Annotated in this window: 25 protein-coding genes and 1 tRNA gene; 16 read left to right on the forward strand and 10 right to left on the reverse strand. The window is 65.0% G+C overall.

Features of this window, described 5'->3' with window-relative positions; all coding sequences use genetic code 11:
• The first annotated feature begins 14 nt into the window (after positions 1 to 14).
• The 3 genes from HQ306_RS20950 (at position 15) to HQ306_RS20960 (ending at position 2,305) form a co-directional block, all read left to right on the forward strand.
• Entirely contained in the window at positions 15 to 968 is a 954-nt protein-coding gene (locus tag HQ306_RS20950) for a DUF808 domain-containing protein (protein ID WP_222633347.1), read from the forward strand.
• Positions 969 to 979: 11 nt separating this feature from the next.
• Positions 980 to 2,167 carry a DNA polymerase III subunit delta' gene (locus HQ306_RS20955; RefSeq protein WP_027506716.1) on the forward strand — a complete coding sequence of 396 codons (1,188 nt, stop codon included), beginning with the start codon at positions 980 to 982 and terminating at the stop codon, positions 2,165 to 2,167.
• Between the two features lie 62 nt (positions 2,168 to 2,229).
• Positions 2,230 to 2,305, forward strand: a tRNA-Thr gene (locus tag HQ306_RS20960).
• Positions 2,306 to 2,482: 177 nt separating this feature from the next.
• On the opposite strand, the gene HQ306_RS20965 is transcribed toward HQ306_RS20960, so the two are convergent.
• Both HQ306_RS20965 and HQ306_RS20970 read right to left on the reverse strand, forming a co-directional pair.
• The gene (locus tag HQ306_RS20965) at positions 2,483 to 3,499 is read right to left on the reverse strand and encodes a site-specific integrase (RefSeq protein ID WP_261770334.1); all 1,017 of its coding nucleotides are present in this window, start codon (positions 3,497 to 3,499) and stop codon (positions 2,483 to 2,485) included.
• 329 nt (positions 3,500 to 3,828) lie between these two features.
• Positions 3,829 to 4,461 (reverse strand): helix-turn-helix domain-containing protein, encoded by a 633-nt coding sequence (locus tag HQ306_RS20970; RefSeq protein ID WP_222633349.1) that lies wholly within the window; start codon positions 4,459 to 4,461, stop codon positions 3,829 to 3,831.
• 130 nt (positions 4,462 to 4,591) lie between these two features.
• Here HQ306_RS20970 and HQ306_RS20975 point away from each other — a divergent pair, with 130 nt between their 5' ends.
• From HQ306_RS20975 to HQ306_RS21000, 6 genes are all read left to right on the forward strand, one after another.
• Positions 4,592 to 4,789 carry an excisionase family DNA-binding protein gene (locus HQ306_RS20975; protein ID WP_042575140.1) on the forward strand — a complete coding sequence of 66 codons (198 nt, stop codon included), beginning with the start codon at positions 4,592 to 4,594 and terminating at the stop codon, positions 4,787 to 4,789.
• An 884-nt stretch (positions 4,790 to 5,673) separates the two neighbouring features.
• Positions 5,674 to 6,474, forward strand: coding sequence for a ParA family protein (locus HQ306_RS20980; RefSeq protein WP_222633350.1), 801 nt, complete (start codon positions 5,674 to 5,676; stop codon positions 6,472 to 6,474).
• Between the two features lie 667 nt (positions 6,475 to 7,141).
• The gene (locus HQ306_RS22705; RefSeq protein ID WP_222633351.1) at positions 7,142 to 7,918 is read left to right on the forward strand and encodes a DUF4839 domain-containing protein; all 777 of its coding nucleotides are present in this window, start codon (positions 7,142 to 7,144) and stop codon (positions 7,916 to 7,918) included.
• A gap of 197 nt (positions 7,919 to 8,115) precedes the next feature.
• Complete coding sequence (locus HQ306_RS20990; protein ID WP_308115527.1) at positions 8,116 to 8,697, forward strand: recombinase family protein; 582 nt, start codon at positions 8,116 to 8,118, stop codon at positions 8,695 to 8,697.
• Entirely contained in the window at positions 8,687 to 9,499 is an 813-nt protein-coding gene (locus tag HQ306_RS20995) for a DUF5677 domain-containing protein (protein ID WP_222633352.1), read from the forward strand. The genes HQ306_RS20990 and HQ306_RS20995 overlap by 11 nt, the downstream gene beginning before the upstream one ends.
• A gap of 78 nt (positions 9,500 to 9,577) precedes the next feature.
• A complete protein-coding gene (locus HQ306_RS21000; protein WP_222633353.1) occupies positions 9,578 to 10,285 on the forward strand; it encodes a YfbU family protein in 708 nt (235 codons plus the stop codon).
• Positions 10,286 to 10,414: 129 nt separating this feature from the next.
• Here HQ306_RS21000 and HQ306_RS21005 read toward each other — a convergent pair whose 3' ends face one another.
• A complete protein-coding gene (locus HQ306_RS21005) occupies positions 10,415 to 11,482 on the reverse strand; it encodes a DNA cytosine methyltransferase (protein ID WP_222633354.1) in 1,068 nt (355 codons plus the stop codon).
• 122 nt (positions 11,483 to 11,604) lie between these two features.
• Here HQ306_RS21005 and HQ306_RS21010 point away from each other — a divergent pair, with 122 nt between their 5' ends.
• Positions 11,605 to 12,792, forward strand: coding sequence for a hypothetical protein (locus HQ306_RS21010; RefSeq protein ID WP_222633355.1), 1,188 nt, complete (start codon positions 11,605 to 11,607; stop codon positions 12,790 to 12,792).
• A gap of 28 nt (positions 12,793 to 12,820) precedes the next feature.
• Here the strand turns inward: HQ306_RS21010 and HQ306_RS21015 are convergent, their stop codons facing one another.
• The gene (locus HQ306_RS21015; RefSeq protein WP_222633356.1) at positions 12,821 to 13,918 is read right to left on the reverse strand and encodes a hypothetical protein; all 1,098 of its coding nucleotides are present in this window, start codon (positions 13,916 to 13,918) and stop codon (positions 12,821 to 12,823) included.
• Between the two features lie 535 nt (positions 13,919 to 14,453).
• Here HQ306_RS21015 and HQ306_RS21020 point away from each other — a divergent pair.
• Positions 14,454 to 14,696 carry a hypothetical protein gene (locus tag HQ306_RS21020; protein ID WP_222633357.1) on the forward strand — a complete coding sequence of 81 codons (243 nt, stop codon included), beginning with the start codon at positions 14,454 to 14,456 and terminating at the stop codon, positions 14,694 to 14,696.
• On the opposite strand, the gene HQ306_RS21025 is transcribed toward HQ306_RS21020, so the two are convergent.
• The 5 genes from HQ306_RS21025 to HQ306_RS21045 form a co-directional block, all read right to left on the reverse strand.
• Complete coding sequence (locus tag HQ306_RS21025; protein ID WP_222633358.1) at positions 14,672 to 15,946, reverse strand: hypothetical protein; 1,275 nt, start codon at positions 15,944 to 15,946, stop codon at positions 14,672 to 14,674. The two genes, HQ306_RS21020 and HQ306_RS21025, sit on opposite strands and share 25 nt — an antisense overlap.
• Positions 15,947 to 16,071: 125 nt before the next feature.
• Positions 16,072 to 16,419 (reverse strand): helix-turn-helix domain-containing protein, encoded by a 348-nt coding sequence (locus HQ306_RS21030; protein ID WP_371830215.1) that lies wholly within the window; start codon positions 16,417 to 16,419, stop codon positions 16,072 to 16,074.
• Positions 16,419 to 17,549: a tyrosine-type recombinase/integrase gene (locus HQ306_RS21035; RefSeq protein WP_261770332.1), complete on the reverse strand. Its 1,131-nt coding sequence runs from the start codon at positions 17,547 to 17,549 to the stop codon at positions 16,419 to 16,421. Before HQ306_RS21035 ends, HQ306_RS21030 begins: the two co-directional genes overlap by 1 nt.
• 74 nt (positions 17,550 to 17,623) lie before the next feature.
• Complete coding sequence (locus HQ306_RS21040) at positions 17,624 to 18,094, reverse strand: VOC family protein (RefSeq protein WP_222633359.1); 471 nt, start codon at positions 18,092 to 18,094, stop codon at positions 17,624 to 17,626.
• A gap of 112 nt (positions 18,095 to 18,206) precedes the next feature.
• Positions 18,207 to 18,518 (reverse strand): alkylmercury lyase, encoded by a 312-nt coding sequence (locus tag HQ306_RS21045; RefSeq protein WP_222633360.1) that lies wholly within the window; start codon positions 18,516 to 18,518, stop codon positions 18,207 to 18,209.
• A gap of 122 nt (positions 18,519 to 18,640) precedes the next feature.
• Between HQ306_RS21045 and HQ306_RS21050 the strand changes: the two genes are divergently transcribed.
• Positions 18,641 to 19,069 (forward strand): hypothetical protein, encoded by a 429-nt coding sequence (locus HQ306_RS21050; RefSeq protein WP_222633361.1) that lies wholly within the window; start codon positions 18,641 to 18,643, stop codon positions 19,067 to 19,069.
• Between the two features lie 84 nt (positions 19,070 to 19,153).
• Entirely contained in the window at positions 19,154 to 19,885 is a 732-nt protein-coding gene (locus tag HQ306_RS21055) for a DUF305 domain-containing protein (protein WP_222633362.1), read from the forward strand.
• Here HQ306_RS21055 and HQ306_RS21060 read toward each other — a convergent pair.
• Positions 19,812 to 21,917 (reverse strand): heavy metal translocating P-type ATPase, encoded by a 2,106-nt coding sequence (locus HQ306_RS21060; protein WP_222633363.1) that lies wholly within the window; start codon positions 21,915 to 21,917, stop codon positions 19,812 to 19,814. The genes HQ306_RS21055 and HQ306_RS21060 overlap by 74 nt on opposite strands.
• A gap of 243 nt (positions 21,918 to 22,160) precedes the next feature.
• Here HQ306_RS21060 and HQ306_RS21065 point away from each other — a divergent pair, with 243 nt between their 5' ends.
• From HQ306_RS21065 to HQ306_RS21075, 3 genes are read left to right on the forward strand one after another with little or no spacing between them, the layout of a single operon-like run.
• On the forward strand, positions 22,161 to 22,910 hold the full coding sequence (locus HQ306_RS21065; RefSeq protein ID WP_261770331.1) for an ArdC-like ssDNA-binding domain-containing protein: 750 nt from the start codon (positions 22,161 to 22,163) through the stop codon (positions 22,908 to 22,910).
• Positions 22,911 to 22,937: 27 nt separating this feature from the next.
• Entirely contained in the window at positions 22,938 to 23,276 is a 339-nt protein-coding gene (locus HQ306_RS21070; protein ID WP_222633364.1) for a hypothetical protein, read from the forward strand.
• Positions 23,273 to 23,446 (forward strand): hypothetical protein, encoded by a 174-nt coding sequence (locus tag HQ306_RS21075; protein WP_222633365.1) that lies wholly within the window; start codon positions 23,273 to 23,275, stop codon positions 23,444 to 23,446. Before HQ306_RS21070 ends, HQ306_RS21075 begins: the two co-directional genes overlap by 4 nt.
• Positions 23,447 to 23,471 lie beyond the last annotated feature (25 nt).

Below are 23,471 nucleotides of genomic sequence, written 5' to 3' on the forward strand. Positions count from 1 at the left end.
CTTCGGGAGTACTGATGGCCGGCGGACTCGTAGCCCTGCTCGACGACGTGGCAGCGCTTGCCAGGCTGGCGGCGGCGTCGATCGACGACGTCGGTGCCGCGACAGGCAAGGCGACGGCCAAGGCCGCCGGTGTGGTCATCGACGACACCGCCGTGACGCCGCAGTACGTGCGCGGCCTCGCCGCCGAACGTGAGCTCCCCATCGTGCGGCGCATCGCCCTCGGGTCGCTCCGTAACAAGCTGCTCATCATCCTGCCGATCGCGCTGCTGCTGAGCCAGTTCCTGCCGTGGCTGCTGACGCCGATCCTCATGGTCGGCGGTGCCTACCTCAGTTACGAAGCGATGCACAAGATCTGGGGCGCCATCTCCGGACACGGCGCTCACGATCACGAGGAGGACGGACCTCGCGACGAGGACGCTGTCGTCGCCGGAGCTGTGCGCACCGACCTCATCCTGTCCGCCGAGATCATGGTCATCGCGCTCGACACCATCGCCGCCGAGGGTTTCTGGAGCCGACTGATCATCCTGGCCGTCGTCGCCGTGGTGATCACCGTCCTCGTCTACGGCGTGGTCGGTCTCATCGTGAAGATGGACGACATCGGTCTGCGGTTGGCCGACACCTCGTCGGGCATCGCGCAGACCGTCGGGCGCGGCCTGGTCAAGGGCATGCCCAAGGTCATGGCGGTGCTGTCCGTGGTGGGCACCGCGGCGATGCTGTGGGTCGGTGGCCACATCCTGCTCAACGGCATCGACGAGCTGGGGTTCCACCCGATCTACGAGTTCGTCCACCACATGGAGGACGCGGTCCGCGACGTCGCCGGTATCGGGGGTGTGCTGGCCTGGATCGTCAACACGCTGGCATCCGCGCTGATCGGTCTCGTCGTCGGCTCCATGGTCGTGGCCGTGATGACCGGGGTGTCCTCGTTGCTGGCCAAGCGTCGCGGTGGGGCTGTCGCACAGGAGCACTAAGCTCTCCTCCCATGGCGGGAGTGTTCGAACGGCTGGTCGGTCAGCACGAGGTGGTCGCCGAGCTGTCCGACGCCGCGGCGGCCGCGCGTGAGGGTGACATCGGTTCCCGCATGACGCACTCGTGGCTGTTCACCGGGCCTCCCGGGTCCGGCCGCTCCATCGCCGCTGTCTGCTTCGCGGCTGCGCTGCAGTGCACGGATCCGGACGTCATCGGGTGTGGCCACTGCCACGCCTGCACCACCACCATGCACGGCACCCACGGCGACGTGCGCCGCATCGTGCCGCAGGGCCTCAGCATCTCGGTCAAGGAGATGCGCGAGGTGGTGCAGATGGCAGCGCGTCGCCCCACCACGGGGACGTGGCAGATCGTGGTCATCGAGGACGCGGACAGGCTGGGTGAGCGCGCCTACAACGCGCTCCTCAAGGCGGTCGAGGAGCCGCCGGCCCGCACCATCTTCCTGCTCTGCGCACCGTCCGTGGATCCGGAGGACATCGCCGTCACCATCCGCTCGCGCTGTCGGCACGTGGCTCTGGTGACGCCCAAGCCCGACGACATCGCGCGCGTGCTGCGGGAGAACGACGGCCTGGACGAGAAGACCGCCGCGTGGGCCGCCTCGGTGGGCGGCGGACACGTGGGCCGTGCGCGCCGCTTGGCGACGGACCCCGAGGCACGCGAGCGACGGCAGCGGGCACTGGGCATCGCCAAGGCGGCGCTCCGCCCCGCCACCCAGTACGCGGTGGTCGAGGAACTGGTGAAGGCCGCCGAGTCCGACGCGGTGCAGATCAACGCCGACCGCGACGAGCGGGAGACCGACGAACTGCGGACGTCCCTCGGCGCCGGCGGCACCGGCAAGGGTGCAGCGGGCGCGCTGCGAGGATCCGCCGGCGTGCTCAAGGAACTGGAACAGCGGCAGAAGTCGAGGCGCACTCGTACCGGTCGAGACTCGCTGGACCGGGCGCTGATCGACCTCGCCGGGCTGTACCGCGACGCTCTCGCACAGTCGTACGGCGCCTCGTCGACGATGACGCACCCCGACATGGAGGACCAGGCCCGCGGCCTCGCCTCGGTATCGACTCCCGAGTCGTTGCTGCAGTGCATCGAGGCGATCCTCCGGTGCCGCGAAGCCCTGGAGATGAACGTCAAGCCCAAGTTCGCGGTCGACGCGATGGTCGCCACACTGGGCGCGGCGGCCCGCTGACCCCCGTTTTGGGTTCGGGCGGGGGGACCGGTTAAACTTGCGATGGCTCCTCCGGGAGCCGCGCCGCCTTAGCTCAGTCGGTAGAGCATTTCACTCGTAATGAAAAGGTCAAGAGTTCGATTCTCTTAGGCGGCTCCATCGTAATATCGTGCCTGACCAGCCTGAATGCTGGTCAGGCACTTTCATGTTGCGGGTCCGTTGGGCGTCTCGATGACACACGATGACACATCTCCCCCGAAACTGGTGGCGGCGCACTGTCCTGGTCCACCCTGTACCGCGGTGGCTGAAGCCGTACCCTGAGCGTGACCCGGGCGCCTAATCAGGGAGTGTGTGCGGATCCAGACCCAGGTTGGCCGGATTTCGTGTTGACATCACGGCTTGGAGCACATCGGCACCATCCAGCATTGCCTCGTCCTGAGCATGGACGTAAGTGCGCATCGTGAAGGCATTGTCGCTGTGTCCCAGCCAGGCTGCGATCACAGCTATGGGGACCCCTTGAAGATGCATCAGCGTCCCGCAAGAGTGTCGGCAATCGTGCAACCGTAGGGGCCTGACCTCCGCGCACAATGTGAACCGCTCCCAGAGGCCGGAAATGCTGTCCGGGTGGTACGCGCGGCCCAACTCGTCGCAGACGACGTAGCTGCCGTCCTGGTAGTCCTGGCCGGCTGATGTCGACTCCTCCGATTGCGATTCTATTGCTTGAAGCAGGCTCTGCCGAAGCGCGTCGGTCAACGGAAGCGTCCGACGCGAACTTCGCGACTTCGGAGCTCCGTCGGCAGCCCGGCCGTTCACGCTGACTCTGTTGTTGGCGATCGTAAGGGTGCCCTTCTCAAAATCCACATCCCGCCACCGAAGTCCGCAGATCTCACCACGTCGGAGCCCGTAAAGCGCCAGCACCCAGGCGTGTCCGACGCGCGAGTTGTACGCGGCATCTAGGATTCGTACTACCTCGTCCTGAGAGTAAGTGTCGGTCTTGTGGTGTTCGCGAGGTAATCGGTCGACCAGAGCCGCTACGTCGCGTACCAATCGCCCCTGCTTGACCTCCTGGGTCAAAACCATGGAGACGACGTTCAACATGTGGTTCACCGAGATGGCCTTCCACGGCTTCCGGCGGCCGGTGCTCTTCGGCATCGAACCCGAGCGGAGGTCGCGAACGAGTGTGTCGAGGTGCTGCTTGGTCAGTTTCTGTATCGGGGTGTGCCCATGGACGAGGCGGATGGGCTTGAGAGCCTGTGCGTAGGAAACGAGTGTCGTCGGCTTCAAGTTGTGTCGACCGGAAAGATAAGCCGAGCAGGCTTCGTCGACCGTTGTGGCAGACGGCGCGACATACATAGGGTCATTTCGGTCGTCGAAGGCTTGTGCGAGCGCAGCGCGCGCTTCCCTCTCCGTTGAGAAACGTCGACGACTTTGCGGACGGCGAGGCAGCGTGACGGTTCCGTCCGAGGACACTGAAACAGATCCGGACGCAGGCGAATCAACGCGAACCTCGTACCGCGTTACATATGTTCCTGTGCGTCTATCGCGCACAGAGATCTTCTTGATCTGCGGTGGCAGTTGCTGCCTAGCCACGAATTTCAACCTGTAGCAGCGCATGAGATTCCGCGCCGGCGCCCGACTGCGAGGACCCCGTTACGCAACTTGAGACCTGAGGGTTTGTCATCTCAGACATGAGGATTACCGTCGCCGACCTCCATGCCGAGCTCCGCCATCTGCTTGCCTAGCGTGTCAGCACGTTCACGTGCATCCTCATACAGATCTTCCAAAGTGCTGATCTGTTCAGTTGTCTCTCTAGATGCGAGAGCTCGCTTGATCTGTGACTGCGCCCCTCTCATCGAGGTGATTGCCCTCAGCCACTGACGTGTAACGGTGACACGGTCGATTTCTGGCGCCAGTTCTTCGCGAGTCCATACACGCACAGGCTCGCCGGTGCTGGTTTGCCAATCGTCTGACGAGGCGAAGAGACCGGACTCGCCGGCGAACCATCGCACTGCGTCGTGTGACTCGTGCGGTCGCTCGGGCAGGACGTCCACTGGGCCGCGAGGGAGATCGGGAAACAGCAATTGCACCGGTGCGATCTGCAACGCCGCTGCCAACACGATGAGATCGGCGACGTCGAGTCCGCGGCGACGACCTGTCTCCAGGTCGGAGATGACAGCGCGTGAGATCGGGTGGCCGAGTTCGGCGGTGCGGTCGGAGAGTGCTTGCGCTGACAGGGGCGGCGAGGCGGCGGTGCGCGCGCGCCGCACCTCTTTCCCCACCCTGTCTACGATCTGTTGGCTCCACTCCTGCGTCATGTACACGCATGTTACGGCATTCTGCTGCGACTATTGCGGTGAATCGACGACGGCGGTACCTTGTGGTGGAACCACTCAGACTCGATCGCAAAAGCGGAGAGCTGGTGGTGATTGACGACAGGGGGATGCAATGAGCAGGCAGCTCTTCTCGGTACAGGAAGGCATGGCCCGGACTGGGCTCGGTCGTTCCAACTTCTTCAACAAGATCGCGTCCGGCGAGATCCGAAGCGTCAAGGTCGGCAAGCGCCGCCTGATACCTGACACCGCCATCGACGAGTACATCGAACGCCTGGAGTCTCAGAGCACCGGCGACGCGGACGTCGCCTGAGTGACACTGACACCAGACCCCTACGAAACGGAAGTGCCCTCGGCTGAACCCGGTGTGTCGAGCGCCGGAGCCGAGGGCACCAGGCCTACCACCCGCGAGGACGGAGGCTTCGACGACTGACTTTAGATCACCGATCGATTCCCATCAAGGGCCTTCTGCCATTCCTGGGATCGACTCCTGACGCGGTGACTCATCCCGCGATCACAACATTCACTGCCGATCGACTAGCTCGCATCATCACATGACCTGATGCGAGCGATGTCGGCATGTGCGTCGTTTTCAGGCAGAGCCCGACGATAACCAGCCTGCCGCCGTTGCCTGTGCACCCTTAGCGATCTCCGGAGACCGGCCCCGGGGCACCATGCCGTCGACTGATCATTGATGACGTGGCGATACCGAAAGCCGCGCGCCCACCCGGGCGCGGGGCCAGAGGGCGTGGAGCGGACAACGTGGGTGCGGACAATGGGGGTCACCCCTGGGGGGTCCGGGTGAAGCAGAACGTAGTCCGATGCAGTAGACGGAACCACCGTCCATGCCAACAGGTTTGAGGTTCAATGCTCGGAGACCGCGTCTGTGGGTCCGGCTCTTTTGCGGGTTCATCGACAACGCTGACAGTTACCAGTGATTGCAGTACCGGCGGGGTTGTCAGCAACAACCGCTACCCCAGTGATGGCGGCATTGCTGGTATTGCGTCCCGTGCTGGTGTCACGTCCCAGTCGGTCATAACCGGTATCGGACTCTTCACCGGGGCGGCATGTATGGAGGTACATGCCGCCACTCGTCCCACACAGCCATCACTTACTTTTCTTCCTTCACCCGTATTGCAGGTATTGCGGGTACGGGATGTCTCTTTCTTCGAACTTCCGACACATGAGAGGACACACATGTCACACAACGTGATCGCCTTCTGCAACCAAAAGGGTGGCGTAGGTAAGACGACGACCACCTTTCACATCGTTGATGCCGCCCGTCGCGCCGGCCACCGAGTTCTGGCACTCGATATGGACCCCCAGGGAAACCTGAGTACCGTCCTCAGTGCCGGTGAGCCGGCACCCGGCGACGCGGGGATGGCGGACGCGTTATCGGACCGGTCGGCCGCCACCCTCGCCGACGTCGTGGCGCCGTCCATCTGGGACGGTGTGGACCTGGTCGCCACCGACCCGAACTCGGAATCCCTCGCCTTCGTGCGGGATGAGTTGATTCTCGGCGGCGCAGGACGCGAGCGGCGACTCCGCGATGCGCTGGAGTCACTCGCTCCGAAGTACGGGCTGGTGGTGATCGACTGCCCGCCGAGTCTGGACCTGTTGACGATCAACGCTCTGGTGGCAGCCCGGCGAGCGCTCGTGGTCAGTCAGTCCGCGCTCTTCTCCGCGAACGGTCTCGCACGGCTACGACGCACCATCGACGTGGTGCGCCGCAGCTACAACCCGACGCTGGAGCTAGTGGGCGCGATCATCAACCTTCACGAACGCAACACCATCGCTGGTCGCGAGCAGCTGGCGGAGATCGCCGAGTGCATCACGATCATCGGCGACCCCATACCTAAGCGAGTCGTGCTGAAGGATTCCTCCGAGGCGCAGACAAGTCTCCTCGAGTGGGGGACGACGGACGCCCGCAATCTGGCCAGCATCTACCGCCGCACATCGGGGTTGCTCATGGAAGGTGTCGGACATGGCGCGTCCTGAACGACTGAAGAGCAGCCTCGGCAACTCGAGCCCCCTCGATCCGATGACCGGGGTCGCATCAAGTGCGTCCGTCTCCGAACCTCCGCCGCCGGCGGGAGGCAAGTCTGCCAAGACCAAGCGCACCTTCTACTTCTACGTTGAGACTAGTGAGCGCCTCCTGAACGCGGCGGAAGCGCTGATGGCCACACCGGGAGCGCCGCGCGGACCGTCCGACCTTGCTGCAGAGGCAGTGGAGCGATACGTCGACTACCTGGAGAACGCGTACAACGATGGACAGCCGTTCCTACAAAGAAGTGGGCCTCTGCAGAGGGGACCACGCATTCGATAGCTCCGCCATGGCGACTCGGGTTCTCGACCGCGTTAATCACCGTCTACCGTCCCATGCTGCGCCATCAAAATCGCACTACATGTTCGGTTTTCCCGTAGTCATCCGCGACATCGTCAACTTTGTCGCGGACGCCAGAACGCCTGCAGGCTCGGAGACGGAGCGAGAACGACATTCGCAGGTTTGCTGCAGGGCACCACTCGACCTTGTGCGTCTAGTCGAGCTGCCACAAACGAACGTTTCTGGCGGCGGGCAGTGGGCAGTTGTCAAAGCCGTGCTTGTTCGGCCGCGCAAGTAAGCTCAGAGCGCCCGGTTGCGTGCCGGCACGAACCTGGGAGCTACGTGAACACCAACGCCGACGGCGACGTCACTTACGAGAGCAAGACAGTCCGCGTTGTACGCGGCACGGAGTCGCGAACCGTCGCGAAATGGAACAGAGACGGTTGGGAAGTTGTCTCTCAGTCACCCGGGACGCTGCGAACCGAGATCACCTTCCGCCGACCCGCACCCAAGTCTCATCGAACCCTTTTGATCATTGGCGGCGGTGTAGCAGCGATCGCAATCGCGATCATCATCGGCATCGGGGTAGTCACGGAGAACCGCGGCAACCAGAACGGATCCGACGGCTCCCAGAGTGCCGCTGCAAGTGAGTCATCGGTAACGAACGAGCAAGCGCCAACCGGGGATGTGGAGACGGTTCCGGTGCCGGTGCCGGTGCCGAAGCCCTCTGACGTTGTGTTGACGGCAGAGAACACTCCGGTGTTTGCGGCGCTGCTCGCAACGACCGACTACTGCTCACCGGACGTCGCCGCGTTCGCCGATGCAAATCGCGGTCGGACAATCTCGTTCCCAGGAAACGTCGGCGCGATCAACCCTTACGAAGGCGCGAGCACCAGATATCTCATCCTCATCAATGCCGGTGACTACAGCGAAACCTCCGCGCCAGGGCCGGCGTTCCAGTTCCGCGACGTCAACACGTCCAATGACCTCCGGTGGGCCGACCCCGCACCAGACACCATCAACGTCGGTACCAATCTGGATGTCACGGCGAAAGTCGACCGTTACGAGGAGAGTAGTTGCCTCTTTCTCCTCGACCCGGTAGCGACCGCTGTCCGCTAGCTTCAGCGCAACAGTTCGTGTTCCACCCATCCGAGGGGACATGTGACCGCGATGTCACAAACGATCGATTGTGGCACCGGGCCACGGGGCTGACTGCCGGTGGAGGACTACCAGCCGCAACAGGGTGCCAGAAACGTATGCCAACCGATTCGTGTCAAAACTTTACATGTCGGTGGGTTGTGGCAGGGTTCGTCGCTGTGGGACACAAATACGGGTACGCCAGGGTCTCGACCACCGAACAGACCCCCGCACTCCAGAGCGACGCACTCACCGCCTACGGCTGCGAACGCATCTTCACGGACACCGCCAGCGGATCAACAACCGCACGCCCGGCGCTGACCGAACTCCTCGCCACACTGCTACCCGGCGACACCTTGTGCGTCTGGAGGCTCGACCGACTCGGCCGCAACCTCCCGCACCTGATCGAACTCGTCACCAGTCTGCGGGCCAGGGGAGTGCTGTTCGCCTCGGTCACGGAGCAGATCGACACCACCACCGCCAACGGTGAGCTGATTTTCCACATATTCGGCGCCCTCGCTTCCTTCGAACGACAACTTCTGCGCGAACGAACCCACGCCGGCCTCGCCGCCGCTCGCGAGCGAGGCAAGGTCGGAGGCCGCCCACCGGCGCTCACGCCCTCCAAGAAGCGGGAGGCCACGCGAATGCGGCACGCAGGCAGCACCGTCGGTGATATCGCAGAAGTCCTCGGCGTCAGCAAACGCACTCTTTATCGACACTTTCAGCGATCATCGGTGCGCGGAATCCAGCATGACCGCTGACGACTACGAACCCCCCGCGTCCGATAGGCTGCTCGAGATCATCGACCAGCTTTGTGCGGGTTGGCAGGACTTTCTGGCCGGATCGGGCCGGGAATTCATCTCACCCCGCGACACAAACAGACTGTTGACTGCACCGCTCGTCATGGCACTCGCTTCTCATGTCACAGAGCTAGGAATCGCTGTCGCTGCACTCGTGCGCGGCGGATCGAGCGGCCTTACCGTGATGCCCCTGGTGAGAGCGATGTACGAGTCGGCCATCACCGGGCAGTGGATTGCTCAACTGCCCGATGCGGCAATGGCATTCATCAACGAGGATGCCAGAAGCCGCGAAGCGTTGGCAAAAGATCTGCCCCATGCGCGAGGTCGGACGTTCCGCGAGTCGGTCGATGTTATCCGTCGGCAGATCGTGCCGAAGCTGACGACAAGTTCTGAGGCCCAGGCCCGTGCCTTCAAGCAGCGATGCCTCGACCTGGAGGTCGGCGGCGTCGACGCCTACATCTACTACCGCGTCGCCAGCAGCTTGACGCATCCCTCGGTCCTCGTCGCAGACCGATATCTAGAGTCCGTGGACGGCATCCTTCGCATCGGTGCACGCGCGAACGACATTGGGGACGCCTGGATTTTTCTCGCGTCGGCATCGGTTGTCTGGGCACAGATGGCAGCCAACTACTGCGATCCTCACCGGACGAGGAGGTCAATCCTCCGTGCCATCGGCCGCGAACTCGGCATCGAACCCGAACTCAAGCCGTCTGCAGCCGCCTGGTCGAGGGCGTCAGCACGGAAGCAGACACGTCAAGCATGACAAGGGAGGTATAGCTACCAGAGTGTTACAGTGTTCGTACTACTGTACGACGCTTACGACACTACGAACGGAAGTGCCATGCCAACGATCACGATCAGGCTCGACGCTCAAACGCGAACGGAACTCGACACCACAGCAGCATCATCCGGTCTCGGTGTAAGCGAACTCGTTCGGCGCCTCATCGATCAAGCACTCGGACGAGCAGCGCACTGGCGTGAAGGAGATGCGCCGACCTCGCTGTCCCCCACGGACCGGCTTCTGCTGTCGCAGAACGCGCTACTTCTAGCGGTGACGGCGACCGATCCCGACGTGATCGAGATGTACCAGCGGAACGCGGACATCCTGCAGAACGGCTGGACAGCCGAGTACCCCACGGTGTTCGGTGACCTCCGAGACGAGATGGATGTTTCACAGAACCGCCTGGTCTGGGACATTCTCGACATGTTCCGCGTCCTGAAAGTCAGCTGTAACGAGTTGGACGAAGACGATATCGATCGACTGGAAGCATTCATCGATCGCACGAGATTCAGTGGGTTCGATCTTGCCGATCCCATCGAGGGTCCGATGCTCGGGTACCTGGAGTTCCTGATCAGAACCGAGCGATGGACCGATGTCGCTGAGCGCATCCAAGAAATCGGAGACCGAGGTAACTCCCACTCCCGCCAGCTCCCGCGGTACACCACCATGCTCGATGTGTTCCGGCCGATATACCAGGCTGCTCTGCGCGCCGGCCGAAGCAAGGGGCTCCTCACCCTCGACGAAATTCGCCGTATTGCAACAGCCTGAACCACCCACAGCGCCTCCGAGCACGGCGCGGACCGACCGGAGTGAACTGCCCCTCGAAAGACCGACCACACCCACCTACAAGACCGACCACACGCCTACCTACGCCACAATCATCGCGACGTGTCGGCGCTATCTGCGCATGTGTGTGCGGACCGACTCGAGGACGCGACGTGCCAGTAGGGGCGGTACCGAGTTGCCGAGCTGTGCCTGCACGCTCGCGCGGCTGCCGACAAGTTCGAACTCGTCCGGATAGGTGAACAACCGCTTGACCTCACTGGTACGAAGTCGACGATTGTCCCAGTGGAACGGCCCGACATTCGGTCCGGGTTGGGCCTGGATGGTGGGAGAGGGCTTATCGGGTGAAAGTTTGAGCAGGAACGACCAGTACCTGCTGCGCCACTCGAACCGAGGGTCCGGATGGCCTTTCTCTGCCGTGTAATGCAGATAATTGCCGCCGGGCGGGATGTCGGCGAGCAGAGCGCCGTACTGGCCTCCGACAGTCTCCTCGGGTTCCGGGTCGCTGATCAGTCCGGCGAGGGCATCGCCGGCGGTGACGTAACCAGTGGCGGCATTCCCGCTCGCGCGGCGCTCCCACCGGCCACCGTGCGTCGGGAGAGGGTGTGGCGGAAGTGGTTTGCCTTTAGGTACGCCGATGATGAACAGGCGTGGCCGCGCCTGCGGTACGCCGTAGTCGGCGGCGTTGAGTACTTCCATGCGGTGGTCGTAGCCGGCTTCGTCGATCTCGCGAAGAAGCCGTTCGAGCGCGGGTCTGCTGGCCTTGTTGTTGTAGGTCAGGGCGTAAACGTTCTCGAGCACGAACGCGCGAGGCTTCGACTCCCGCAACACCCGCGTGTACTCCTGGAGCAGCGTCGCGTCGGGGTCGAGCCCCGAGCGCTTCCACTCCAGCCAGAACCCACTTTTGGAGAACGGGGTGCACGGCGGTCCACCGATCAACACATCCGGCCGCTGTCCGCGTGCGAGTCCCGCCGCCTGCATGATCTCTGTGGTGCTGGTGTCGAGGATGTCCTTCTGGATCACAGGGGAGGCGAGCTTCGGGAAGTTCTTCTCCATGGTGAGCGCGGCGTCACGATCGCGTTCGACTGCCGCACGGACATCGAAGCCGGCCTGTTCGGCGCCCAGGTCGAGACCGCCCGCGCCGGAGAACAGTGAGATCGCGACGCCGTGGGTACTTGCCATACCCGTAAGCTTCCCATGCCGACGAGCAGCAGTGTGAGCAGGTGGTGGCGGTGTGGCGCACTTGTTCGCAAACCGCCGACAGCCGAGTGGAGCATCACGTGACCGGGGTGGGGAGGACAGCGATGACCGAACCGACAGAGGCGGACTTCGCCGGCCGGTCCTACGCCCGGGTGTACTCCGTCTTGGGCAAAAAAGACATCCATCGGTTCCTCGTGGCGGCGGTCGAAGCTGCCGGCGGGCGCGTTCTGTATGCCAGCGCCCCGGCGAGGACACCTGTGTATCTCGGCGTTCAAGACAGTCGAGGGGATCGACTCGGGTTACTGATCTACCCCTTCCGGATGACCAGGAAAGCGACCGTCAACCGGCCAGCTGACGAGGTGCGTGGTCAGATCCGCTACGGGGGTGAAGACACCTGGAAGGTCGACCACCCCCTCGGCACGGATATCGCCGGTGTCGACATCACCCTGGTGGTCGGTGTCGATCTCGGTGCGGGCGTACTTATCGGTCTACAACCGTCCCTATACGACCCGCTTCCGATGGGCATCTCCTTCTACGCGAAGGCAGCGGAGATGAAGGCCGCCGCCGGAAGCGGTTGGCATGTCTGGGAGAAGGAGAACAAGCCCGGCCGCAAACGCGACGTACCCCGCGGCCCCTCCGGTCTCGAAACGATGATCGCCTTCACCCCCGATCGACTGCTCGACTTCGCCCGCTTCGAACGACGCGCCACCGACCTCGGTCTGGATCACGCTTTGAGGTTCAATGCTGCGAAGCTGGCAGCCGCCGCCGCGGGAGACACCACCGTCGAGGGTCTCCACGCGTTGGAGTCGGAGTTCGACCTCACCAGCGCCGAAATACTGCACATCATTGCCACGCGCAACAGGTTGCAGGTGGCCGTGCGCGGGGGAGTTGCCGAGCACCACCTCCAACGCGCGCTCGACGCTAATCCGCAGGTTGTGCAAGCGACCAGGCTCGATCAAGATGCGTTGCACGATTTTGACGTCGCGATGGTCGGCGGCGTCAGCTGGAGAGTGGAGTGCAAAAACGCCAGTCCGACGAAGTACGCCAACGGCGACATGAAGGTCGAAGTGCAGAAAACCAGGGCTTCCCAGAACGACCCGGCAAGCCGCTACTACCGCGCGGATCAGTTCGATGTAGTGGCTGCTTGTGTGTACTCACCGACCGGGCAGTGGCAGTTTCGCTACCACAAGACTGCGACGCTGACGAGGCACAAGGACTTCCCGGACCGTTTATCGCCAATGCAACGCATCACCTCGGAGTGGGCAAAAAGTCTGGGTGAAGCCATCCAGTGACCGGCCGATCTAGCCCGGCGGGACGGTATCAGTGGCGCCTAGACGATGGGTCCTTCGATCCGGAGAAAGCGGACAGAGTCCGAAGATCGCCGTTCAACGACTTCACCAGCTCGTTGATCGCGGCGCTCACCACACGGGTGTGTTCACTGAGCGAATCCAGATGACGTATTGCGAATTCGTTCCCCACCGCGCTCGCGAACAACTCGGCAGTGTCCTCGTCCAACTCCAACGCACGCCTGGCCACGCGAGCATGCCCCAGTTCGATATCGAGCAGCCTGAGATCCTGGTCGTACCGGTGCAGGGCTGTCACGCGCGCGATCACGGTGTCGAGCACACTCTCCAGCGGCGCCACAGCTCTGGTGTAGGCCGATGACGCAATCACTGCCCCCCCGGTCGAGCCGCGTGGATTGTCGCCCAACTTGACGAACGCACGGTGCAGGCCCGCGATGTGATCGAGAATCTCCTGTTCTTCCGCAGCCGGGTCGAACTGGACGTGATGAGCTGCAAGTAGCTGGGGATCGCGCCACGAGTCGGCCGCCTCGATGTCACGTGAGAGTTGATGGGCCTCCGCTGCAAGGCGTTCGAGCAACTCCAACGGGTCGACCCTGCGATGCGGCGGCGCCTCCTTCGTCGCCGCCCTGACAGGTTCGAACTTCTTCCCTAGCCGGCCGATGGTTGGATTCGGGATCGGCACCTCGACAATGGATCCGCGAAGCTCGAAACCCTCCGCAGAGGTGAAGGTCCGGGCTTTCAGCTCCGCCCGTGCGGCTTGTCGCACAGGCATCTCCCCGAGATGCCCCTTGACCGCGCCGACTGTGAAAAGGATCCACAGACCAAGACACACGACAACACCGACGATCACACCCACGGTGGCGGTGCGAGACAAAGACCAGATAAGTGCGCCGGCGAACACCCCGATCGGCATCGGCATGAGGATCATCGCCTCGAGGTCCTTGGAGTTGTCGGTAGGCCACTCGACAGACGGGTCCGCTGCCAACGCCTTTCGCTGTCTGCTCAACTTCGCGGCGACGTTCGGGCTCAACAGGTCCGGGTTTCGGTACCTCAAGGTCCAACCCGTGTCGTACTTCGCCGAGTAGCTCTTTTCGACGACGTTCGCGCCGTACACATTCAATGTTTCGCACTCCGTTGTTGTCAGTTCACCCGTTGGTGAACGGGAGTGAATCGTAGTCGGCGGATCGGCGAGTGCATGTAGGTCCACGCGAGATGGGCTGGAGCTGCCGCGACTTGCTTGAGGTGGTCGATCTCCGTCGCTCCTGCACAGCCGGCCACCGGCGTGTCCGGGTGGGAGGTGGCAGCTCGGGGGAGTGACCGGCGGTTCTCGGTGGCGGGCCGGCCGGGCGCGGCCGGGCGTGGGCCACCCTGCGGGCGTCCGCCTAGTGGAGCTCCGCTGCGCTCCGCACCCTGGAAGAGCGTTCGTTCTTTCGACACATCTGGCTTCTCCGATCGTGCGTCACCCGTGCCCGTCTTACCCACACCCGACCTCCGCTGCGCTCCGGCCCCTGCGGGGTCCGAAAACTTCTCAGAACGCCTCCGGCTGAGAACTTTTCGACTCGGGTGCTGGACACCGTTCCCGTGCACCGCCCTTCTCTCCCCACGCCAGATGACGGCGAAAGAACACGTAGGAAGAGGGACCGATCACCATGACCACACACCGCGCCGCCCGCACCAGCACCACGTCCGCCGAGGACAAGGCCCACGCCCGCCGCGAGTTGGCCGAACGTCTGCACAACTCGATCACCGACCAGGTTGCCGCGCTGGTAGATTCGGCGTCCTGGCGCGCCTACCTCGACCACATGGCCGCGTTCCACTCGTACTCCACTGGCAGGGTTGCCGTATTCGATCATCCGAATAGCGGGACTCAGGAGTGGCGGTCGGCGGCGTAGTTGGTCCATTGGCCGTTGGCTCGGAGGGTGTGTTGCGCGACGGTGTGTGCGTTCAGGCCCAGCATCGTGGCGAGTGTGCTCGGTGGGAGCTCTCGGGTGAGGTGGGCGATGGCGGACAGTCTGAGGGCCTGTGGACTGATACCGATGCGTCGCAGCCGGTTTCCGAGTGCGGTCGCCGTGAGCGGCATGTCAGCACGGTGACCGGGGAACAGCCATGTCTGGGGTATCTGCTCGGCGGTTCCTGCGCGTCGTGGTTGGGGTAGTTGCAGGGCGATCTGGGCGAACGGATCCGGTAGCAGGAGCGTGTCGGCGTTGCCGAGTCGCAGTTCGACCCCGGCGTCGGTTTCGGTGACGTGGGCAGTGGTGAGTCCGGCGATACGGGTGAGTGGTTGGGCGAACAGCGCGATCAAGGCGCCGGCGAGCCGGTCGGCGGGGTCCAGCGACTCGTCGTGGACGAGGCGTCGACAGATCTGCCACCTCTCGTCGTCGTCGGTGGGGACTTCCGCTCGGCCTCGGTAGCTCGAGGGGAGGGTGAGTGTGCGGGGTAGATGCCGGTTGCGTCGTGCCCACGTCAGGAAGGAGCACACGCGCCAGTGGGCGGCTCCGGGCGCGCTGAACCAGGTGTCGATGTCGTGTTGTGTGCACTCGCCGAGCTCGGTCGAGTGCTGCTGCAGCAGGTCGAGGAACAGTGCCGATTGTCGGATCTGCGAGCGAGCGTTCTGGGCGCCGATATGGGCTTCTCGTTTCTCGGTCGCCGCGCGCAGTCTGGGTAGTACAGCCCACTGTGTCCACCTGGTCAGGAGTGCGCGGTGGTTCGGGGTCAGGCTGCTCAGTAGTTGGGGGAGTTGGGCTTCGAGGCGGCGCAGGCTGCGATCGAGGTCGGGACCAAGGATTCCGGTGGCGACGAGGAGTGAGCGCAGGTGCTCGACCGACTTCGGGTGCGGGAGGGTGTCGAACGAGGTGTGTGTGAGGGCTGTGCTGCCGTCCTGGATGGAGAGCAGCAGGGGTGTGGTGCGGATCAGCCACCGGCGGGTGGTGACGGGTTCTGCGTGCAGGAGCGGCTGCCGCAGCGGTGCGAGGGGGCTGTCGGCATGAGGAGGGATGATCGCGTCGAGGCGGCTGGTCAGTGAGCACCGGTGACAGAGGGTGTCGCCTTCGACGCTGGTGAGAGCTGATCCTGTTGCATCGCAACAGGTGCAGGTGCGACGCGCCTTCTGGCGGCACCACCGACAGGTGTCGTCGTCGTCCAACAGTTTGTCCGGCTTTGTGCAGCCGGCGCACGCGCCGCGGTGCTGCGTGGCTCGTTTTCTGCAGCGGTCGCACACCGTCATGCCGCGAACCTCGGCGCTGGTACAGATGCGACATCGTCCTGCGATCACCGTCGCCGGATGTCGGCGCGTCGGGGTGCACGCGTCTTGGCGCGGGTGGTCGCGGCCGCGGTGTCGGGGCGGTGTGTCGACGTTCCGGTCGCGGTCCCGCTGGCGGGTTCGGCGATCGGCTCGATCAGGTCGTTGGGTGTGCAGGTGAGGATGTCGCACAGTGCCATCAGCGTGCGCAGGCTCAGACGTTCGGGTGTCCCGGTGACCAGGCGATACACCTGCGCTTCGGAGAGCGTAATTCCTCGTTCGGCGAGGAGAGGTCCGAGTCCGGTGGTCGCGAAGATGCCCTGGTCGGCCAGGAGGCGGCGCAGGTGCCAGTGGTAGTTCAGCTGCAGTTGCGGCATCAGTTCTCCCCGTCGGTGCTCGCGGTGGTGAACGCCCGACTCAGTGCTCGTCGGAGGGCGTTGTTCTTGTAGTCGGTGCCGACGCTGGTGTAGATCGCGGTGGTCGATCCCCAGGAGTGTCCGAGTTGTTGTTGGACGAAGAGGTGATCGAAGCCGTCCTCGAGCAGATGTGTCGCATACGAGTGGCGCAGACAGTGCGGGCCGAGGTGTTTCTCGAGCCCGACGGCGTCGCGGTACTCGGCGAACCGTTGGGAGATCGACACCGCTCCCACCCGTGCGCTGCGCTCGGTGGGCCAGAGGGCGAGTTGGTCGGAGTCGTAGAGGGGCCGGATCTCGGTGACCCACTCGTCGACGGCCTCGGCGGCCCATTCCATGGTGGTCAGGACCGTGCGGCGCCGCGGCGGCCCGCCGGAGAGGGCTTTGCCGTGGCGCACCGACAGCGCCCCGTAGCGGCCGAACTCGGTGGCCGCCGGGTTGGCGGTCCAGTCGACGGTGTCGAGCATCGAGGCCTCCCGGCGGCGCAGGCCCCAGGCGTAGATCACCTTGAACAGCGTCGCGTCGCGATAGCTTGCCAACCATCCCTTACGGCCGGAGGCGCCGACCCGGCTCACCCGGGTGTCGCAGTAGTCGAAGAACGCCTGCAGCTCGTCGCGGGTGAGCGGCCGATTCCCGGGCCGCCCTTCGTAGTCGCTGCGGTGCACGACCATGTTCCATTCATGGAAGATCTGCACCGGGTGCACCCCGAAGTGCCGCTCACAGACCTCGTGCCACCGGTAGCGGACGTCGGAGATGTAGCTGCAGAACAGTGATGCCGCCATCTGATACAGCCGCACCGTCGAATGCGCGGCCCCCGACTCCACCAGATGCGTCGTCCACTCCTCTACGTCCGCCGACGACCACCGCCACGGGTAGTCGTTGGTGAAGACCACCAACCTGCGCACGATCTGTGTCCGCCGCTCGATGGTCAGATTCGCGAGCATCCGCGAGCGCTGCTGTTGCTCCCAACCTTCGATCATCGCCGCGAGCACGGTCTCCTCGGGCGCGAGCAGCGACAGGCCGTCTCGCATCAGATGATCTGCCGACCCCTCGGCGCGAGGAGCGCCGGACCCGACGGTGTCCTTGGCCGACATCGCATGAACGTATCATGCATCCAATGCAAGGACCGTGACGTCGAGGGGGTCCGTGACGATCGGTGGCTCCCCGGTCAGGAAGTGGTGACAGCGTCACCGTCTCCGTCACCGTCGACGACTGGGATTTCGGTCCGAATAGTGTTCGTGGAGAACGTGATGAGGTTGCCGTCGCCGTCGACGGTCGCGAACTCCGTCGTCCCCCAGTCCGTCGCGATGGGGTGACCGGTGTCTGTCGGGTGCAGAACGCCCGCGCGCGAGAGTTCGTCGTACAGTTCCGTGATCTCGTCGACGGTGATGCGGCAGCTGGCCGTTCCGGCGAGGAAGGTCTCCGCTCCGCTGCACACCGGCCACGGCGCAGGGTCGGTGCGGGTGGTCCAGCTGTCGTCGTCGGCGGCCCAGAGGTGGATCTCGACGTCGTCTCGAGTGAGCTTGGCGAAGGTGGGATCGGAGTACTGCGCCGTGAAGCCGAAGGAGTGGGTGTAGACGGCGATCGCTGTCTCGATGTGTCGTACCGGCAGCGCGGGGACCGCTCTAGACATACCCATGGGCAACCTTAACGCCGACGAGCAGCACGAGGAACGGGTCGAGCCTGGCCGCACGCGCGGCGCCGTCCGACCTTCCGTCCGGCGGTTCAGCAGTGGTGGGTCGGGCCGGTGGTTATGCGACCCTCTTGCGTAGGGACGCGGCCACTTGATCGACGGTCGGTAGGCCGGCTGCGCCGGCTTCGGTCCGGTAGATGCGGCACGCGAGTTCGGTGAGCTGAACCGCGTCGTCGAAGGCGTCGACGCCGTCGACGAGGATGGTGGGGGAGCCGGCGAACGCAGACCCGGCGGCCTCGGCGTCCGAGGTGATCGGCCGGACCTCGATCTTTATGTCCGGGAGCCCGATCGCGGTAGCCGCCTCGCGGACTCGGTCGGCCGCGTCTCGCCAGTTCGGGCAATCGTCGAAATACAGGATCTCCACCTTCATGGAGACGAGTGTGCCCCTCGCGGGTCCGGATGCGCCGCGATCACGTTGTGGCCACGGCCGTCAGGATCTGAATCCGAGCCGTGGTGATACCCGTAGGGGGTATTGGTTGGTATGCTGGGAGCGTGTGTGACGGTGCTCGGCGACGATCGTCGACCTCGTCTGCGCTCTCGGTGCTGCGGACGGTGCTGATCGCGCTCGGCGTGGTGCTGATGCACACGGCCCTGCCCGTCCCCACCGCCGCGGCCCACGACGCGATGTCCGCACCAGGGCCGGTGAGCAGCATGGTCGTCCACCACTCTGCTGACACGCCCACCGTCGACGTCGAGACGGCGGCGGCGCATATGCCGTGCCCGGGCGGCCACGACATGGTCCATCCGTGCATCGGGACGGTCACGTCTTCACCTGCGATGTCGGTGCCCACCGGGACTGCCGAGCTCATGCCAGTACTCGACACCGCGTCCGACCGCGTTGTCGCGATCGTGGCTCGGGCAGGTCGTGCGCCCCCGTGGGCTGTGCGCTCGCTGGACAAGTCGGTATTTCTTCGGGTGTGACGGGGAGTCCGGGGCCATGGCGCTCCGGCGGATCGCACGCAGATCCACCTCGTCTTTCGTTCGACACACCTCAGGAGTACTTCCATGCGTATCAACAGAAAAACGACCACTGTCCTCGCCGCCGCGGCGGTCGGCATCACTCTCCTCGCAGGGTGTAGCGACGACGGATCAGGCACGTCGATGGAGGGCCACTCGATGGGCTCGTCCACCTCGATGGAGTCTTCGTCGCCGCAATCCGCGGATCCCGCCGCGAACTTCACCGACGCCGACGTCATGTTCGCGTCGATGATGTATCCCCACCACGCGCAGGCCGTCGAGATGGCCACCATGGTCGACGGGCGCACGACGAACCCGGAGATCGTCGCCCTGGCAGGGGAGATCGCCGCCGCCCAGAAACCCGAGATGAAGCAGTTGACGTCGTGGTTGGCGCAGTGGGGTCAGCCGGCGCCGTCGTCGGACGCGAGCTCGATGGACGGTATGGATCACGGATCGGGCAGCGGGATGATGACCGCACAGGACATGGACTCGCTGATGGCCGCGGCGGGTGCTGACTTCGACCGGCAGTGGCTGACGATGATGATCGCCCACCACCAGGGCGCGGTCACGATGGCGGAGAAGGAGATCGCTGACGGCTCCAATGCCGACGCGGTCGCGATGGCCCGCACCATCGTCGAGACCCAGAACGCCGAGATCTCACGCATGCAGCAGCTCCTGGGGCTGCATCGTTCCGGAGGGGCGCGGGTCAGTGCTGCGGGGTGCCCGAGCCGGGCCGGAGATCGAGTCGGCGGAGCAGTTGGGCGTTGGCGGCGACGATGATCGTCGACAGGGACATCAGGATCGCTCCGACCGACATCGGGAGCACGAATCCGATCGGAGCGAGCACGCCGGCGGCCAGCGGCACGGAGAGCAGGTTGTATCCGGCGGCCCACCAGAGGTTCTGCGTCATCTTCCGGTACGCAGCGCGGGAGAGGTCGACGACCGACAGCACCGAGCGGGGGTCGTCACTGGCGAGGATCACCCCGGCGGAGGCGATCGCCACATCCGTGCCGGCTCCGATGGCGATGCCGACGTCGGCGCGGGCGAGGGCGGGGGCGTCGTTGACACCGTCACCGACCATCGCGACTTTCCTGCCCTCGTCCTGCAGGTCCGCCACCCGCTGCGCTTTGTCCTCGGGGCGCACCCCGGCGAAGTAGCGGTCGATACCCAGCTCACCGGCGACAGAGGCGGCGACCGCGTCGGCGTCGCCGGTGATCATGACCACCTGCACCCCACGGGCGTGCAGATCGGCCACCGCAGCGCGGGACTCGGGGCGGATCTCGTCGGCCAGTTTCAGTGCACCGATCACGGCGCCGTCCGCGACGACATGCAAGATGATCGCCCCGTCCTGCCGCCACCGATCGGCCGCGTCGAGCTCGGAGCGGTGCTCCTGCTCGAGCATCGCCGGACCACCCACCCGAACGGCGGCGCCGTCGACGACCGCGGACACCCCGACTGCAGGGGAGGACCGGAAGTCCTGCGCAGATCGGATATCGAGTCGGCGGCCCTCGGCAGCGGCGACGATCGCGCGTGCCAACGGGTGCTCGGAGTCCGCTTCCGCGGCCGCAGCCAGCGCCAGAACCTCCTCGACGGTGCGCCCGTCGACCGCTTCGACGTCGGTGACGGCGGGTTCCCCACGGGTAAGGGTGCCGGTCTTGTCGAACAGCACGGTGTCGACGGTGCGCATCGACTCCAACGCGAGGCGGTCCTTGATCAACACGCCGCCGCGGGCGGCACGTTCGGTCGCGATGGACACCACCAGCGGAATCGCCAACCCCAGCGCGTGAGGGCAGGCGATGACCAGGACGGTGATCGTGCGGATCACCGCGTCGTCGGGGGAGCCGAGGAGAGTCCACGCGGCCGCGGTGAGAACGGCGGCGCCGAGGGCGAACCAGAACAGCCACGCCGCAGCGATGTCCGCGATCCGCTGTGCTCGCGACGTCGAGTTCTGCGCGTCGCTGACAAGTCGGCGGATCCCGGCCAGTGTGGTGTCCTCGCCGATAGCGGACACACGCACGCGCAGGCCCGAATCGGTGGCGACGGTGCCGGCGACGACGGTCTCGCTCTCGCTGCGGCGCACGGTCCGGGACTCGCCGGTGATCATCGACTCGTCCATGCTCGCGGACCCGGAGACGACGACACCATCAGCAGGAACCCGACCGCCGGGGCGCACGATCACTACATCGCCGACCGCCAACGATCCGGGATCGACAGTGCTGACCTCACCGTCGGCGTCGACTCGCTCGGCAGTGTCGGGCAGCAGTGCGGCCAGGGAGTCCAAGGCCGACGTCGTCTGTGCAAGCGATCGCATCTCGATCCAGTGCCCCAGCAGCATGATCACGATCAGCAGTGCGAGCTCCCACCAGAAGTCCAGCTGGTGATCGAGCAGTCCTGTGCTCGCTCCCAGCGAGGAGACGAAGGCGACGGTGATGGCCAGCGCGATGAGCAGCATCATCCCCGGAGTGCGGCCGCGGATCTCGCCGAGCGCGCCCGTGAGGAACGGGTAGCCGCCCCACACGAACATGACCGTGCCCAGTACGGGAGACACCCACCCGATCCAGGAGCTGTCCGGCAGTGAGTACCCGAGGATCATCGCGAACATGTCCGACGCCGCGATCACCGGAACAGCCAGAACGGCCATGACCCAGAACAATCTCCGGAACTGGGCCGCATGATCGCCGTGGCCGCCGTGGCCGCCGTGGCCGCCGTGGCCGCCGTGGCCGCCGTGGCCGCCGTGGCCGCCGGCCATGCCGTGATGGTCGTGATCGTGCGAAGTGTCCGTCCGAACGGTGGTCGGTGATGACTCGATCATGTCAACTCCTCGATCTCGAATGTGGTGCTGTGCAATGACTTGGTCGGTCGGCGTGCCCGGAAGTGCTGTGGTCCTACCGCATCTCTGCTGTCGGCTACCCGCCGTGTCCGGCTTCTTACATACCCCTGGGGGGTATGTAGATCAGACCATACGCCCCTCGGTCGACTGCGGAAAGGTGCGCCGTCTCACTTGGACTCGATTCCTGCACGCACCGGATCGTGCAGCTGATGCGATTCCGCACCCTTGTTCAACAACGTCATGCTGATCCTGGCTCAGCGGCCGACGGCGACGCAGGTCGCAGGATTCCGGGCATGGCAGGCCCAGGGGCGGCAGGTCCGCAAGGGTGAGAAAGCGATCCGCATCTACGGCTACAGCAGCCGCACCGTCACCGAAACCGACCAGGCCACCGGCGACGAGACCACCCGCAAGGTCCCCACCTTCCCGATCCTGTCCGTCTTCGCCCACGACCAGACCGACCCCATCGACGGCCACCCCCGGGCCGAGCAGATCGCCCACCGCCTCACCGGCGACGACCCCGCCGCCATCTACGACCGTGTCCACGCCCTCATGACCGCGCGCGGCTGGACCGTCACCCGCGACCTCATCGACGGGGAGACCAACGGGTACACCACCGTCGACGGGAGCCGCCGTATCGTCGTCGACGCCCGCCTCGCACCCGCCCAGTCAGCGAAGACGATGATCCACGAAGCAGCCCACGCCCTCATGCACACCGCCGACACCGTCACCGCCGACGACCGCCGCGACCTGCACCGAGGCCGGATGGAGGTCGAAGCCGAATCCGTCGCCTACGTCCTCGCCGGAATCCTCGGACTCGACACCGCCGCCTACAGCGTCGGCTACGTCGCCGGATGGGCCGACGGCAACCTCGACACCGTCACCGACACCGCCCGCGCCGTCCTCGCCACCGTCCACGAGCTCGCTGACGCTCTCGACCCGCATACCGAAACCGACAGCAGCGACACCGCCGCCTGACCGTCACCACCGGAAGGAACACAGCGAATGCCCGCACAGTCCTGGGTGACCCTGATCGTCGGCGTCCTCGCCGTCGTCGGGGTCATGCTGACCGTCCGTCAACGCACCCGCGCCGACAACCGCGCCCAATCCTGGCAACGCATCACCTGGTGTCTGGAGCGCACCGTCAGCGACGACGCCGAAGAGGCCGCACTCGGATGGCAGATCTACGGCACCGTCGCCGCCACCGCGTTCATCGCCAAGACCGACCGCGACACACTCCAAGCGGTCGCGGACTACACCGCCGTCCCGGACGACACCGACCTGGCGGAAACCGACGACACCAGCCACAATGGACCCCAGACAACCGACGAGGAGCAGCCATGACGAGCACCGAAGCGCGCCGGTCCTGGACACCGGAACAGCGGCGACGAGTACGTGCCGCGGCAGCAGGCGCGTCGATCAAACTGCGTGAATACGACAACAAGCCCGTCCCGCAGTGGCTCCGCGACGTCGCCGCAGGCAAACCGACCGCGGTGCCCCCAGAACAGCCCTAACCCACACATACGACAGAGAGGCCCG

Source organism: Rhodococcus sp. BP-160 (assembly GCF_019836205.1).
GTDB lineage: Bacteria > Actinomycetota > Actinomycetes > Mycobacteriales > Mycobacteriaceae > Rhodococcoides.

Excerpts from the sequence above, each read along its gene's own strand:
- HQ306_RS20995 (WP_222633352.1), top strand. The coding sequence starts at position 8,687 with ATGACCGCTGACGACTACGAACCCCCCGCGTCCGATAGGCTGCTCGAG.
- HQ306_RS21005 (WP_222633354.1), bottom strand. The coding sequence starts at position 11,482 with ATGGCAAGTACCCACGGCGTCGCGATCTCACTGTTCTCCGGCGCGGGC.
- HQ306_RS21010 (WP_222633355.1), top strand. The coding sequence starts at position 11,605 with ATGACCGAACCGACAGAGGCGGACTTCGCCGGCCGGTCCTACGCCCGG.
- HQ306_RS21020 (WP_222633357.1), top strand. The coding sequence starts at position 14,454 with ATGACCACACACCGCGCCGCCCGCACCAGCACCACGTCCGCCGAGGAC.
- HQ306_RS21045 (WP_222633360.1), bottom strand. The coding sequence starts at position 18,518 with ATGAAGGTGGAGATCCTGTATTTCGACGATTGCCCGAACTGGCGAGAC.
- HQ306_RS20950 (WP_222633347.1), top strand. The coding sequence starts at position 15 with ATGGCCGGCGGACTCGTAGCCCTGCTCGACGACGTGGCAGCGCTTGCC.
- HQ306_RS20955 (WP_027506716.1), top strand. The coding sequence starts at position 980 with ATGGCGGGAGTGTTCGAACGGCTGGTCGGTCAGCACGAGGTGGTCGCC.
- HQ306_RS20975 (WP_042575140.1), top strand. The coding sequence starts at position 4,592 with ATGAGCAGGCAGCTCTTCTCGGTACAGGAAGGCATGGCCCGGACTGGG.
- HQ306_RS21070 (WP_222633364.1), top strand. The coding sequence starts at position 22,938 with ATGCCCGCACAGTCCTGGGTGACCCTGATCGTCGGCGTCCTCGCCGTC.
- HQ306_RS21035 (WP_261770332.1), bottom strand. The coding sequence starts at position 17,549 with ATGTCGGCCAAGGACACCGTCGGGTCCGGCGCTCCTCGCGCCGAGGGG.
- HQ306_RS20965 (WP_261770334.1), bottom strand. The coding sequence starts at position 3,499 with ATGTATGTCGCGCCGTCTGCCACAACGGTCGACGAAGCCTGCTCGGCT.
- HQ306_RS21075 (WP_222633365.1), top strand. The coding sequence starts at position 23,273 with ATGACGAGCACCGAAGCGCGCCGGTCCTGGACACCGGAACAGCGGCGA.
- HQ306_RS21040 (WP_222633359.1), bottom strand. The coding sequence starts at position 18,094 with ATGGGTATGTCTAGAGCGGTCCCCGCGCTGCCGGTACGACACATCGAG.
- HQ306_RS21060 (WP_222633363.1), bottom strand. The coding sequence starts at position 21,917 with ATGATCGAGTCATCACCGACCACCGTTCGGACGGACACTTCGCACGAT.
- HQ306_RS20980 (WP_222633350.1), top strand. The coding sequence starts at position 5,674 with ATGTCACACAACGTGATCGCCTTCTGCAACCAAAAGGGTGGCGTAGGT.
- HQ306_RS21000 (WP_222633353.1), top strand. The coding sequence starts at position 9,578 with ATGCCAACGATCACGATCAGGCTCGACGCTCAAACGCGAACGGAACTC.
- HQ306_RS21055 (WP_222633362.1), top strand. The coding sequence starts at position 19,154 with ATGCGTATCAACAGAAAAACGACCACTGTCCTCGCCGCCGCGGCGGTC.
- HQ306_RS21030 (WP_371830215.1), bottom strand. The coding sequence starts at position 16,419 with ATGCCGCAACTGCAGCTGAACTACCACTGGCACCTGCGCCGCCTCCTG.
- HQ306_RS20970 (WP_222633349.1), bottom strand. The coding sequence starts at position 4,461 with ATGACGCAGGAGTGGAGCCAACAGATCGTAGACAGGGTGGGGAAAGAG.